Origin of the sequence: Peptacetobacter hiranonis (genome assembly GCF_008151785.1) — a bacterium.
Lineage (GTDB): Bacteria > Bacillota > Clostridia > Peptostreptococcales > Peptostreptococcaceae > Peptacetobacter > Peptacetobacter hiranonis.
Genome location: NZ_CP036523.1, coordinates 336,781 through 352,028 on the forward strand (window position 1 = coordinate 336,781; position 15,248 = coordinate 352,028).

Sequence of the window (15,248 nt, forward strand, 5' to 3'; positions counted from 1 at the left end):
TTATGGTTGATAAAAAGAAAAATATAGACAAAAATCATTTATGTTATGAATTAATAGAGGATAATGAAAAAAATCAGTATATTTTGCTTCGATATGCTCTTCTTTTTAGACGATTCGATAAAGTAGATGAAATAATAGAAAAATTAGAAAATAAAAATATTGATATAGAAGTAGAATTTAAGAAAAAAATACAAAATTATAATGTATCAATGTTTGATATATTATCATGGAATCAAGGTTATTTTAATTCATACATAAAAAAGAATGGGTTAAAATCAAAATATCTTAACAAGATAAATACATTAAATGAAGATCTATTTACGTATGATGATTTTATAGATTTAAAAAATAAAGAAACTGTATTTACTCTATTTTTTAAATTTAAAAATTTACCTGAAAGTGTACAAAATATATTAAGGAAAAAAAATGATAATATAAAAAATATAGATGACAAGGTAATACCACCCATATTAGACGTAGAATATTATGAAAAACAATTAATAGCATCAAAGCAGGTCAAAAAGAATGGTTGTTCATTGGTAATGGATGAGGTTGGAACTGGAAAAACAGTTACAGCTCTTTATGCTATTAGAGATGTTATTGAAGAGGCTAATTTAAAAGGGGAAAAGGCAAAAATATTAATAGTTGCTCCTAGTAATAAGAAAGAAGATTGGAAGTCAGATATTAGTAGACAGTTAGGTCGTTATTCTCATATAGTTAAACAGAAAGACAAAGGAAGTATATATAAAGAAGATTTAAAAAAAATATATTTTAAAGGAAATGAACAGTATATTTTTATATGTGGACAAAAGAAAGGTAAAGAAGAAAATGGTAGTAGCTCTGAACTAAAAGGAACTCTTAATGAATGGTGTAAAGAATGTAAGTGGGATTTAATTATAATTGATGAAGGACATCAAAATTTTAATAATTACGAAACTCTAAAGTCGAATAAGGTAATGATTTTAACGGCAACCCCTATAATTATAAGTAATCATAATAAAGATATTAAAATAAAAAAAGATTTTGAATCATATAGAGAAATTATGAAAAAAATTATTGATTATGATATTTATAGAGGTGAAATTAAAGACATTAATCCAATAATAAATCGAAATCCTGATGAAAATGATATATTTGTAAATTGGTTCAGAGAGGACTTTGAAATGAAACCCGTAACAAGAAATATAAAGTTTAAATATTGTAAAAGAGATGAAAATAGGTTGAAATATTTAGAAACAATTAAGTATATAGATAATAATGGTTCGGCTGAAACACTTCATATTGACCAAGATGATGACTATATGTTTTATAAATTGGGAAAATATTTAGATAAAATAGAAGATGAGGAATTAAAAAAAGATATAGAAAATAAAATAGAACGAAGGACATCAAATGAAAAAAGAAAAAAACTATTAGAAATATTGAGTCAAGAAGAAAATAAAAATAAATCATATATAATATTTTGTAATCACAAATTTGTTATAAATAAAATTTATAGTAATCTTATAACAGATAAAAGGTTTGATAAATCAATAATTGCGTGCAAAAGTAGTGATAGGGAAGTTGCAGAAAGATTAGAATATGATTTTAATAGTGAAGAAGGTGAAGAATTAATTAGCTCATTATTACAAAATATTAGAAGTATAAAATCTGGAAAAAATAAAGACTTTGAAAGAGTAATTTTAATAATAACTAGTGAGATGGGTGGTGTTGGATTGAATATGGGGGAATTTGATGGTGTTATTAATTATGAACTTCCATTTACAAATACATCATTAGAACAGAGATTTGGAAGAGTAGATAGAATAAACAATGAGAATAAAAATGGAAATGAGAAAGAGATGATTTTTATGCTAAATGAAGATATAAAAAATAGTGAGGGAGAAAGTATTAAAGAATTTGATAATAATAGAATGTTCTATTATTGTCTTACTAAAATTAATGAAGTATATACTCACATGCCAGTAAGAAATACTCTTTTAAATAGTGAAGAAATTAAATATAAATTATATCAAGTGATAAGAGAAAAAGTAAAACAATTAGTAGGTGATGAACAGGAAGAATTAGTGTGTGATTTGGATAAAATAATAGGAATCGAAAAAGAAAAAATAGAGAAATTAGAAAATCTTAAGACAAATTATACAAAAGAGGAATTTGAAAAACTTAAAGAAAACTATAAAAATAAGATATTTCCGGTAAATGATGAAGATTGTAAAATTCAAAAAACTTTTAATAAAGAGTTATTAGAATTATTTAAGATTAAGCAAGAAATAAGTAGATTAAAGAAAAATTATAACGATAATAAAAGAGAAATAGAGAGAATGCTTAAAATTTTGGAATATGATAAAGATAAAGAAGAAGATAAAGAAGAAAATGAAAATAAAATGATAGAATTTTTAAAAGAAACAAATTATGATGAAGATGATAGTAATGAAGAAATTCCAAAAGAAACAAATTATGATGAAGATGATAGTAATGAAAAAATTTCAAAAGAAATAAATTATGATGAAGATATTAGCGATGAAAAATTTTTAAAAGAAGAAAATAAATACCATGATATTGAAAAAAAAATAAAATCTGAAAAAAGAAAAATGAAGGGTTATGAAAATTGGTTAAAGAAAAAAGAAGAAAATATAAAGAACATAAAAGAAATAATGAATAATGAAGAAGGAATAAAAATAACATCAAAAGGAATATTTTATTTTGATAAAATAAATAGAAATGAAGCAAATGATAACATTTATTTTATGAATGAAAGTGTAGGAAATTTCAGAAAGGAAAAAGATAATGAGTAAAAAAGATGAAATAATAAGAGAAATAACAGATATATTATCTCAAGATGATAAGTCAAAATATGAAAAAAATGAGCATATAAAAAAAGCGGATAAATATCTAAAAAAAAATGAAGGAAATAAAGAAGAGATTGAATGGCTAGATACGTTTTTTGAATATAATAAAAATATAATGATAGAAATTATCAATAGGATTATATCCAAAGGAAGCGTAGATATAGAAGGATATAAAGAAGGATATTTTAATGAAATTATACAGAACGCAAATGATTTAAAATATCCGGATAAAAATAATGCGATTGAATTTACAGTTGGTAAAGAAAATGAAGAATATATTTTGGAAGCTACGTATAAAGATAATGGATTTAGTATATCTGATATATATTCATTTCTTCATAAAGGTATGTCTAACAAAGTAGAGGGACAAACAGGAAGATTTGGGATAGGAATAAAATCTTTATTTGCATTTGTCAATTATTTTAAAATAGAAAGTAATATAATTATAAAGTTTGAAATAGAAGAATATATAGATGATGAGAATGTAGTAAAAAAAAGAGTTATGGGTGATACAGTTGAAAAAAATAACGACTGGAAAAATAAAGAAACTAAAATAACCATTAAATATAAAGAGAAATGTGAGGATAAAAACGATAAAGTCAACACAAAAAAATTATCTGAATTTATTGAAGCTGTAAATAATAACGAACAAGAATGTTGTATAAGCAAATTATATACAGGAAAAGATGATGAAATTTTATTCGATATAAGGTCTTTACTTTTTGCAAATAATAATATGAAAAATGATTATCCATTATCAAGAATTTCATTTTCAAGTGAAAGTAATAAGGATAAAATAGAAGTATTGATTGAAAAAGAAATAGAACTAAATGTAAATTTTGGGAAAAAAAGTTATAATATAAAAAAAGAAAAGCTTAATATATTTATATGTAATGAATTAAAAATTGAAGAAAAATATATTTCTTTCTATGATGAAAAAGAAAAAAATACTTTTGCATTTAGAATTAAAGCTGATGATGATAGTTCTCAAGATGAGGGCATTAGTAAATATTATTCTACTTATTTGATAAAAAGTGAAAAAGGTCGTTATTCATTTGATATATATATAAATACAAATAATACAAACTCAAGTAGAAATTCAATGTCTAGTAGTGGTGAGGAGAATGAAATAAAAGAAAAGATAAAAAATAATTTAAAGGAAATTGTAAACTTAATACTTTCTGATGAGTTTCGGAAAAAAAGAAAAGAACTAAAAAAAGTTGATAATATTAATATAAAAAAAGATATAAGTAAAATTTTTTATAATATAGTATATCAAGAATTAATAAAAAATGAAAAAGATTCTATATTTAATAAATTTATGGAAAATAATGAAACAAATGAGGAATTTTATAAAACAAATAAAAATTTATCTGTAATAAAAGAAGAGATAAATAATCTAAATTATATAATAAATATTGATAATAGATTTGAAAATAATAATGAATATGATTTGAAAAAATATTTATTAGATTTAGATAAATATTTTAAAAAATATGAAAAAAGTAATTTATATTTAATTAATGGAAAATTATATAATAAAGATTATAAAGAAATTGAATTTTTGGATAAAGTAACAGAGGAAGTATATAAAATTGTAAATAAAGAAAGTCATGAAGATAAAGAAAGTCAGGAAAAAATAAGCAAATATTATGAATTACTGAGCTATTTTAAATCGGAAAAAGAATATATTTACTATTATTTAAAAAGAAGAGTATATTATGAAGGAAGAGAGTTAGATATAGAATGTATAGATAAATTGATTCTAAAATATAATAATGAGCAAGAAAATGTATTAAAAATAATTGGTATGAATAACTTAACTTCAATAATAAATGAAAATGGAGAGATTTGTATAGCAAATTTTAGTCTTAAAGATTACCTACTTTTAAAGTCTTATGAAGGACTGTTGGGAAGAACAATAAAAAATAAATATGAAAAAGAATTTGGACACTTAAAATCTAATTTGGAGCGTTACGAAGTAAAGCTTCAACAAGCTATAGGGAGATCTAAAATAAATATGTTATATTATAGGATAAAAAATGATGAATTAGAAAAATTAAAAAACAATATAACAGATAGAAAAAATGAAAGCTTAGATTTAAATTGTAAATTTTCATTTTTAAAGAGAATTATTGAAGAAGAAGAAATTAATGATGATTATAAAAAAATAAAAGATTATATTCATAAGAATAAAGAAATTGGATGGATTTTAGTTGATGAGTATGATTTTAGAAAAAACGAAGAATTCCGGAATAATGAAGAAAAGGCAGAAAATATAATATATTTAGATAAAATTTTAAATATAGAAACAGAGAAACAAAATGATTTTAATCAAATAATAGAAATAAAAAATAGTTTAAAAAAAATAAGTCCAGAATTAAATAAAGAATTAAATATAGAATATAAGATAAATGAATTGAAAGCATTAGAATTTAATGATAGTATATTCAAACTATTACTTGAAGAAGATATTAATATTGAAGAAGAAATAAAAAATGGAAAATTAAAAATTAAACTAAAGGAGTTTATTTATAGTGAAAAAGATATAATAGGAATGCATAAAAGGAAGTTTATAAAAGGAATATATGGTATAGAAGTATATGCATATAAAATTGCAAGTGGAGGGAATAAACACAAAGTTGTATATATGTTTGAAAATGAAAATAATAATAAGATATTTATAAAAAAAGGATCAGAATCAGAATATTTGGAAATGGGAAAATTTGAAAAGACTAATAAAAATAAGGAAAATAGATTGGCTATATTCTTTTATACTCCTAGAAGTAGTATTGATAATATTATAGCGAATATATTAGAACGAGTACAAAACAATAAATGTAGTTCGAAATGGCTAAATTATTTTATAGCTCCTCAATGTATAGATATAACTCGAAATAATGAAGAAAGTGACAAAATTATATCTAAGGTTAATTCTATAAATAAAAAAGAAACAAAAAATATTTTTGATTGGGAAGATGCAAATTGTTTACCAGATGTAGAAGACTATGAATTTACAAAACATATATTAGAATCTAGAGGAAATTATGGTTATTATTGCCCAATGTGTTATAAAATTTCAGATGACAAAGTTTTGGTAACTATAATAAATGATGATGATGAAATACCATATATAATTACTAATGTATGTAGAGAATGTTTTAGTATTTTAAAGAATAGAGAAAAAGCTGAAATAATGAATAAAGATATTCTTACTTTGGAGATAGGGATTAAAAGTAATGATAAAATAGAAAATAAAATTATAGAAATAAAATTATCTCCAATAAATATAAAAGTTATAGAAAAATTTAATAATTATATAAATAGTATTCAGGTGTAAAACAGAAGGGTATATAAAATTTTTTCTGTAAATAAGCCCTCTATGGCTTAAACTACCGTTAGGTAGTATAATAGACTTAAAATAATTTATGAATAAATGGCTAATTCCCTTTAAAAGATAATATTATTTATTTTGTTGCAAGTCAAGAAAATCAGCTAAAAAGCCGGTTTTCTTGACATTTAATTATTAAGAGTATAGATGTGTTTGTACCAAATTAACTATTGGTTTTCTATTCTGTTTAAAGTATTGATTAAAGTTATGCGTAGCATGTCTATTTATTTCAAGTAATTTTATAAATTTATATACACCAGCATTAGACCATCTACATCCAATATCTGTTCTTCTATTTATTTCTCTCATTTCATGTTCTATTAAACTATTAGAACTATGTTTTTTTACATTAGTCCAGTCTTCTTTACTATGAAAAATCCCAGTCATAGCATTTTTTAGAAAATTAACAATATCATAGAATTCTAATCGTTCAAAAGTTTGAATAAAATTAAAATATTCATTAATGGCTCTATAAAAATCTTCAATTTTAAACATACCAATTAAAGCATATAAAAATTTTTCCCTATTTTTTATAGGAACGTTATTCATATACAATAAATAAGATAATTGTCTAGGAATATGCCAAATACACCTACGGTGTGTTGCATGACTAAACAAATCTTTTATTAAATTTGAATAACTTGAATCACCATCAACTGTTACATTATCACAGGAGTATTTAGATAATTCTTTTTTTAATTTAGTTAGTGGATTGCCAATACTAAAAGCAAGGAGTCTTTTTTCATTATACTTTCTTCCATTTTTATCTACTTTTTAATTGGCTCTAATGAAGGATGAACTTCTGTTCCTCTTTTTTTAGAGCCTGACTTTACTTTAGTTCCATCAATTAATATACTGTTGAAATTAGACATCTCATGATTTGTTGATATATTGTCAGATACCTTTAATACTATATTTCTACTAGCCGTATGGCTTATTGTACTTTCTGTAAATTCTTCTATGTATTTAGACGTTTTATCATAAGAATTTTCTAAAGCTAGTTTAACTATTTTTTCTTCAAATTCAGTAGATATTCTAGTTCTTGGTTTTAACCCCAACATTTGTAAAAATGGAGAAAATGTTTTTTTACAAGATTTACATGTAACTTGATATAGCTTAAATTCTATTATTCCTTCTGAGGTTTTTAATTTTCTAGGTCTGCTGCCTCTTCTAACAAAAGAGCTACGCTCATTACAATGAGGACATATCCACGGTACTATTTTATTATCAAATTCGTTCCATCTTCGACCTAAAAATCTATCTAATATACTGTCTTGAATGTCATTAATAGTTCTACCTATAAGTTCTACAGCAACATTATTGAGTTCTTGATTAACAGATCTAATAACATCATTGACTGTTATATTCTTTTATGTTAAATTTAATTTACAGAGAATTTTATAATTTTTGTTGAGCATAGAGATTATTCCCTTCATTGGATTGTGTGCAACTTTATGCTCTATTATTTTACAAAAAAAGTAAATATTTAAATGTCAACTAAACATTATACTACCCAAAATTGATAAATTATATAATTGCAAGAAAAAAGTGCCATTACAGAACGTTTAAAAACGTTCGTGCGACAGCACCTTTATACTTATTATTTATTTAGCTTTCCATTCTTCCCATTCATCAGGAGTCCAGCCTTCTTCAATATCAAAATCATGTAGCTTCCCATTCATCTTTCTATAAGCAATTCTCATTTTAGAAATTCTCCAAATACCGTCCTCGCATTTTCTAAAATCATTGCAATACATAGAAAAACCTTCGACAGTATCTCCATCAGTATAAGTATTATTATCTTCATAAAGGAAGATTCCTCTAGCTTCAGTATCGTTAATTAGCCAAACTAAAGGATTGTGACTCATGTGCATAGTCATCATATTTCTATTTACAAACTTTGAACGGAGAGCCTGAGACTTTGGTTCAGTTGGAGCCTCTGAAAAGCAACGGTAAACAAAATCATCTGTAAATAAATCACAAGCATATTCTTCTTTTTTCATGTCCATAGACCAATAATAGAAGAACTGAGTATCTATAATATTCTGTAAATCACATAGTTTTTCGCTAGTATATTTCTGACAGCGAACATTTTTCATTACTTCAATAACTAACTCTTCAATAGTTGAATCTTTTTTTATTATTTTCATAATAAGCCTCCATATACAAAATATTTATTTACGATTTTTATCTACATGAGTGTGCTGAAGAATTCCAAGTAATCTCATACATAGTAGAAATTCTGTTTCTCCACCTTTTTTGTTATGTCTAATAGTTGCTCTTATAAGTCGATCTAATAGACTTTCAGTACGCTCAAGCATGCTTCCTTCTAGTGTAGAGCTAAGAGGAATTCTTGCTAGAGTTATTTCTGAAAAACAGTAGTATGGATTTGCAGCCATATATAAAAATGCGTCATAGCTTAATCTACATTTTACAACTTCAATAGTTCTACCTTCATCTGGAACTATTTGGAAATAATGATACGCTCCTAAAAGCATTAAAGTTCCTCTTTGAACAGGGTATTCTATTGAATTTACTATAATTTTACCTGCATTGTTTCTAAAATAGAAGAATGTAATACCATTATAGTTCTTTAAAACAGTTGGCTTACTTACACTTTTTTCTATTGTAGTAACTGGAAATCTAAATCCATCTTTTTTTGAATAATAGTCCGCACCTGAAAAAAGAGGCGGATAGAAAACATTACCTTTTTTACTCATCTCTATTCACCCCACGATACTTATTTCTATATTCACTCGGAGTCATATTGTGGAATTTATTAAATGCCCTAGAGAATGATCTACTACAGTTAAATCCTACATTTATTGCAATATCTAGTATCGGTAGGTCAGTAGTAAGAAGAAGAGCTTCCGAATGTCTTATTCTATTAAAGAAAATTATATATTTATAATTAGTCCCAAATCTATCAAAAATGATATTTCTTATAGTACTCTCAGATAAGAATAGACTCTTAGAAGCATCCTTTAAGTCAACAGAAGAAGAGAAGTTATCATATGCGTGATTTAAAATCTGCATAAGAGAAGTAGACATTATCATTCCTCTGTAAACCTTATCCTCGTTGTGATTTATAATCTGCTTTCTATACTCTACAGGGGTTACCCCCACATATTGTTTAAATATTCTATAAAAAACAACCTCAGAAGAGAATCCTGAGTGAGTAGCTATATATGAAAGAGACATATCCTCGTATAAAAGAGCACTTGCTGCTATATTTACTCTTACCCTATTTAAAGTTTGGATAAAATTGTAGCCACTTATATTTCTCAACTCTCTATTTAATGTAGTGGCATTGGAATCAAAGATTTTAGCAACCTTTTCTGCTGTTAAGTCTTTTCCAAAATATTCACTTATATATAGTATAGCATTCCAGCCAAGTGGCTTTGGAGAAGGTTCTTCTTTTGCAAATACCCTCATACTATGGTCTATGAATATTTTTGAAAGCTCACCTAAAATAGATACTTTTATTAAAGAGCTTCCAGGGTCATAAAAGTCATCAAATTCCTCAAAGTCATCAAAAAGATCATATACTCTTTCTAAGAACTTTCCCTCTAGATATACAACGGGTGTAGCATCCATTATTGCATCTATAGTTGTAGGAGTTGGTTCTCTAAACGTTAAAAATGAAGATAGCGGATAATCATAAACGCATATCTTCAATTCAAGTGGCTCATCAGATTCACATTTTATAGTAAAGGTATGGTATGATTGTAGCCATAAAAATGCACCAACTTTTAATTTAAACTCTACTCCGTTGATAATAATAGAACCATATCCTTGTTTGACCAAAACAAAGAGAGATTCATTTTCAGAAGTTGGAGGAGTAATATCGTTTATGTGATAAGTTTGCATTCTAAGATACTTATCTTTATCAACATAAACGGAATGGACAGGTCTACCGCAAATTGATTTTGATTTTGGTATTTCTTTCATTCAAAATATCTCCTTTCCTTTATTTAGCTGTATTAAAATTTATAAAAAATTTTCATTGTTAATAAAAAAATATTCTTTGTTAGTATTATAGCATAATTTATAAAAATAATGATAATGTTTTAATATTGAAATAATAAATATGTAAAAAGGTTGGAAATTTATTTAAAAATGACCAGAGATAAAAAGCTCAGGTCATTTTTTTTATTATTACAAGTAATTTGAAAAAAATATATGAAATGAATGGAGAAAATATAACTGAGATACATTTGATAATGAAAAAAACATTTATCGAAATTGTAAATAGACTCATTGTTATAATTAATAAATATTTATTATGGCATAGTTGTTAAAATTATACCCTAAAGAAACGTTTCCTCAAAAAGTGGGTTATAAAATAAATGTTTTTTGACGAAAGATGTGATTTTATTTGTACCCCTTTTGTATAAAGATTAAACAGTATTTTTGTATAAATATATTGTATACAGTATAGAGAATGTCGATGTAAAAAAGTATATAAAAGTAAATAATAATCAAAAAAACTAGTTTTAATTATTAAAAATGATAAAAAATATTAATAAAATAAAGAGTCAAAAATACTTGTTAGTTAAATCACAGATTTTGTCTAAGTATAGATTAGGTTTTGTATTTGAAAAGGTCATCTATAGTGTTGTAAGAAAGCGAGTTATTAGCACATATTGTATCTCAAAAAAATGTTAAGATAATATCAAGATAGGGCGATAAAGAAAAAAGCAAATTGAAAAAGAAAAAAGTAACTATAAGTTTTTACAATAAATCAAAAGAGAATTGATTTTAAAAGAGGGAGGCAAAATACCGATATGAATGATGTGAAATGTAAATATTTTAATAAATTTAATACAGGAATGTCAGATTTTGTTACTCCAGGAAAACAGTTAGAATATGTAGCAAAATGCAAGCCAGATGAAAAAGCTATCATATATATAGATAAAGAAGACAATGTGAGAGATATCACTTGGAAGGAACTTCACATAGCTTCAAATAAACTAGCTTGGCATTTAATGAAAAAGGGATTTGGAAAAGGTCAGGTAGCAATGGTATCTTTCCCAAATGGTATAGAACATATATTAGCAACATTAGCTGTTTGGAAAACAGGAGGTTGCTACATGCCAGTTTCTTGTAAGATAACAGATACAGAGCTTGGTGATATATGCAGAATAATAAAACCAACAGTTTCTTTTACAGATAAAGAAATGCCTTGTAGAACAGAAAGTATAAAAATAGGATCAGTATTCGATGTTTGTAAAGACGAATCAGAAGAAATGCCAGAAGATATAGCTGCAAATCCAAATATGATTTCTCCATCTGGAGGAACAACAGGAGAGCCTAAGTTCATAAAACAGAATGTGGCAAGTGGCTTATCTGATGAAATTATAAAAAGCTGGTTTGAAATGTCAGGTATGGAATTTGAACAAAGACAATTATTAGTAGGACCACTTTTCCATGGTGCTCCTCATACAGCAGCATTTAATGGATTATTTGTAGGAAATACATTGATAATACCTAGAAATTTAAGACCTGAAAGTATAGTTAGATATATAAAAGAATACAAAATAGAATTTATACAGATGATCCCAACATTAATGAATAGAATAATAAAATTAGCTGATGTTGATAAAGAAGATTTTAAATCAATAAAAGCACTACACCATACTGGTGGATATTGTTCTCCATATTTAAAAGAAAAGTGGATCGATATAATAGGAGCTGAAAAAGTTCACGAAATGTACTCTATGACAGAGGCAATCGGTATCACTTGTATAAGAGGAGATGAATGGCTTAAACACTATGGAAGCGTAGGACTTCCACTAGGAGGAAGCAGAATATCAATAAGAGATGAAGAAGGAAATGAATTAGGACCACATGAGGTTGGAGAAATTCATATGACTTCACCAAGTGCTTGTTGCATGACAGAATACATAAACCATAAACCACTTGAAACTAAAGATGGTGGATTTAGAAGTGTTGGTGATTTCGGTTATGTAGATGAAGATGGATACCTTTACTTCTCAGATAGAAGAAGCGACATGCTTGTTATAGGTGGAGAAAACGTATTTGCGACTGAAGTTGAAACAGTACTAACAGCTTATGAAAAAGTAGTTGATGCTGTGGTAGTTGGAATACCTGATGAAGAGTGGGGAAGAAGATTACACGCAATAGTACAGAAGAAAGAAGAAGTTTCAGCAGAAGAATTAATCGAGTACTTAGGAAAACACTTATTACCATATAAAGTTCCAAAGAGCTTTACATTTGTTCCTTGCATACCAAGAGGTGACAATGGAAAGGTAAACAGAGATAAGATGCTAAAAGGCTTAATAGAAAAAAATCTAGTTAATAAAGTTTGCTAGGATATAAATTCAGTTAACTATCTGCACCAAGTGCAGTGGAAAATAAATCAAAATTAATAAAATAAATTAATAAGGTAAATTTAGGAGGTCTAAAATGAGTTACGACGCACTTTTTTCACCATTTAAAATCAGAGGATTAGAACTTAAAAACAGAATAGTTCTACCAGGTATGAATACAAAAATGGCAAAAAATAAACATGATTTAAGCGATGATATGATAGCTTACCATGTTGCAAGAGCAAAAGCAGGTTGTGCATTAAATATATTTGAATGTGTTGCGCTATGTCCAGCACCTCATGCATATATGTACATGGGATTATACAATGACAATCATGTAGCTCAGTTAAAAAAATTAACAGATGCTGTTCACGAAGTTGGCGGTAAAATGGCTGTTCAGTTATGGCATGGTGGTTTCAGCCCACAGATGTTCTTTGATAAAACAAATACATTAGAAACACCAGATACTATAACAGTTGAACGTATTCATGAAATAGTTAAAGAGTTTGGAGAAGGTGCAAGAAGAGCTGTTGAAGCTGGATTCGATGCAGTTGAATTCCATGCAGCACACAGTTACTTACCTCACGAATTCCTAAGTCCAGGAATGAACAAAAGAACTGACGAATATGGTGGAAACTTCGAAAATCGTTGCAGATTCTGCTTCGAAGTAGTTGAAGCTATACGTGCAAATATACCAGAAGATATGCCATTCTTCATGAGAGTTGACTGCATAGATGAGTTAATGGATGAAGTAATGACAGAAGAAGAAATAGTAGAATTCATAAATAGATGTGCTGATCTAGGAGTAGACGTAGCTGACTTATCAAGAGGTAATGCTCAGTCATTCGCAACAGTTTACGAAGTTCCTCCTTTCAACTTACAGCACGGTTTCAATATAGAAAACATATACAACATCAAAAAACAGATAAAAATACCAGTAATGGGTGTTGGACGTATAAACACAGGAGAAATGGCTAACCAGGTAATAGCAGATGGAAAATTTGACTTAGTTGGTATAGGTCGTGCTCAGTTAGCAGATCAGGATTGGGTTGCTAAAGTTAGAGAAGGTAAAGAAGATTTAATACGTCATTGTATAGGATGTGACCAGGGATGCTACGATGCAGTTATAAACCCTCAGATGACTCATATAACTTGTACAAGAAACCCTCACTTATGCTTAGAATACAAAGGTATGCCAAAAACTGATGAACCTAAAAAAGTTATGATAATCGGTGGTGGTATGGCTGGTATATTAGCAGCTGAAGTACTTAAAAAACGTGGACATGAACCAGTTATATTCGAAGCTTCTGATCACTTAGCAGGACAGTTCGTATTAGCAGGTAAAGCTCCAATGAAAGAAGACTGGGCAGCTGCAGCTAAATGGGAAGCTGAAGAAGTAGCTCGTTTAGGAATAGAAGTTAGATACAATACAAAAGTTACTCCAGAATTAATAGAAGAATTCGCTCCAGACCACGTTGTTATAGCTATAGGATCTGATTACGTAGCTCCAGCTATACCAGGTATAGATAGTGACAAAGTTTACACTCAGTATCAGGTATTAAAAGGTGAAGTAGAACCAAAAGGACATGTAGCAGTAGTTGGTTGTGGATTAGTTGGTACAGAAGTTGCTCAGTACTTAGCAGCTAGAGGAGCTCAGGTAACAGCTATAGAAAGAAAAGGTGTTGGTACAGGTCTAAGCATGCTTAGAAGAATGTTCATGAACCCAGAATTCAAATACTACAAAATAAACAAAATGTCTGGAACTAACATAGTTGGTATAGAACCAGGAAAACTTCACTACATAATGACTAACAAGAAAACTCAGGAAGTTACTGAAGGTGTGTTAGAATGTGATGCAGCAGTAATCTGTACAGGTATAACTGCTAGACCAAGTGAAGATTTACAGGAAAAATGTAAAGAATTAGGTGTTCCATTCAACGTAATAGGTGACGCAGCTGGTGCTAGAGATGCTAGAATAGCTACTCAGGAAGGTTACGAAGTAGGTATGAGTATATAATTTAAAAATTATATAATTATATAAATTAAAAGTTATTAAATTACAAGAAAGAGGCGAATAAAATGACTTTAGAAGCAAGAATAGAAGCATTAGAAAAAGAAATACAGAGATTAAACGATATAGAAGCTATAAAACAGTTAAAAGCTAAATATTTCCGTTGCCTAGATGGAAAATTATGGGATGAATTAGAAACTACTCTTTCTCCTAACATAGAAACTTCTTACTCTGATGGAAAATTAGTATTCCACAGCCCAAAAGAAGTAACTGAATATTTAGCAGCAGCAATGCCTAAAGAAGAAATAAGTATGCACATGGGACATACTCCAGAAATAACTATAGACAGCGAAAATACTGCTACAGGAAGATGGTACTTAGAAGATAACCTAATATTCACAGACGGAAAATACAAAAACGTTGGAATAAACGGTGGAGCATTCTACACAGATAAATATGAAAAAATAGACGGACAGTGGTACATAAAAGAAACTGGATATGTTCGTATATTTGAAGAACATTTCATGAGAGATCCAAAAATACATATAACTAGCAACATGCATAAAGAAAAATAATAACTGATTGCTAATAAACAAGATATAAACAGGGGGCTGGTAAACAGCCAGCCCTCTGAAAAATAAACTAAAAAACTATAATCTTTTAAA

Annotated in this window: 8 protein-coding genes and 1 pseudogene; 5 read left to right on the top strand and 4 right to left on the bottom strand. The window is 27.3% G+C overall.

The genetic code is table 11. From position 1 onward, the window contains the following. Positions 1–2 precede the first annotated feature (2 nt). Positions 3–2,795, top strand: a complete 2,793-nt coding sequence (locus KGNDJEFE_RS01955; RefSeq protein ID WP_006438987.1) for an SNF2-related protein — start codon at positions 3–5, stop codon at positions 2,793–2,795. Beyond that, positions 2,788–6,189 carry a hypothetical protein gene (locus tag KGNDJEFE_RS01960; protein ID WP_006438988.1) on the top strand — a complete coding sequence of 1,134 codons (3,402 nt, stop codon included), beginning with the start codon at positions 2,788–2,790 and terminating at the stop codon, positions 6,187–6,189. The genes KGNDJEFE_RS01955 and KGNDJEFE_RS01960 overlap by 8 nt, the downstream gene beginning before the upstream one ends. 186 nt (positions 6,190–6,375) lie before the next feature. Here the strand turns inward: KGNDJEFE_RS01960 and KGNDJEFE_RS11995 are convergent. The 4 genes and pseudogenes from KGNDJEFE_RS11995 to KGNDJEFE_RS01985 all read right to left on the bottom strand — a co-directional run bounded on the left by KGNDJEFE_RS11995 (position 6,376) and on the right by KGNDJEFE_RS01985 (position 10,191). Further along, positions 6,376–7,604 (bottom strand): annotated as a pseudogene (locus KGNDJEFE_RS11995) (ISH6 family transposase). Positions 7,605–7,844: 240 nt separating this feature from the next. Continuing rightward, a complete protein-coding gene (locus tag KGNDJEFE_RS01975; RefSeq protein WP_006438991.1) occupies positions 7,845–8,390 on the bottom strand; it encodes a nuclear transport factor 2 family protein in 546 nt (181 codons plus the stop codon). Between the two features lie 24 nt (positions 8,391–8,414). Beyond that, positions 8,415–8,960, bottom strand: a complete 546-nt coding sequence (locus KGNDJEFE_RS01980) for a hypothetical protein (RefSeq protein ID WP_006438992.1) — start codon at positions 8,958–8,960, stop codon at positions 8,415–8,417. Beyond that, positions 8,953–10,191: a helix-turn-helix domain-containing protein gene (locus KGNDJEFE_RS01985; RefSeq protein WP_006438993.1), complete on the bottom strand. Its 1,239-nt coding sequence runs from the start codon at positions 10,189–10,191 to the stop codon at positions 8,953–8,955. The genes KGNDJEFE_RS01980 and KGNDJEFE_RS01985 overlap by 8 nt, the downstream gene beginning before the upstream one ends. 836 nt (positions 10,192–11,027) lie before the next feature. Here KGNDJEFE_RS01985 and baiB point away from each other — a divergent pair. The 3 genes from baiB to baiE all read left to right on the top strand — a co-directional run bounded on the left by baiB (position 11,028) and on the right by baiE (position 15,158). Beyond that, complete coding sequence (gene baiB, locus KGNDJEFE_RS01990) at positions 11,028–12,575, top strand: bile acid--CoA ligase BaiB (protein ID WP_006438994.1); 1,548 nt, start codon at positions 11,028–11,030, stop codon at positions 12,573–12,575. A gap of 94 nt (positions 12,576–12,669) precedes the next feature. After that, a complete protein-coding gene (baiCD, locus tag KGNDJEFE_RS01995) occupies positions 12,670–14,589 on the top strand; it encodes a bile acid Fe-S flavoenzyme BaiCD (protein ID WP_006438995.1) in 1,920 nt (639 codons plus the stop codon). A 62-nt stretch (positions 14,590–14,651) separates the two neighbouring features. Next, entirely contained in the window at positions 14,652–15,158 is a 507-nt protein-coding gene (gene baiE / locus KGNDJEFE_RS02000; RefSeq protein WP_006438996.1) for a bile acid 7alpha-dehydratase, read from the top strand. Positions 15,159–15,248: the final 90 nt, after the last annotated feature.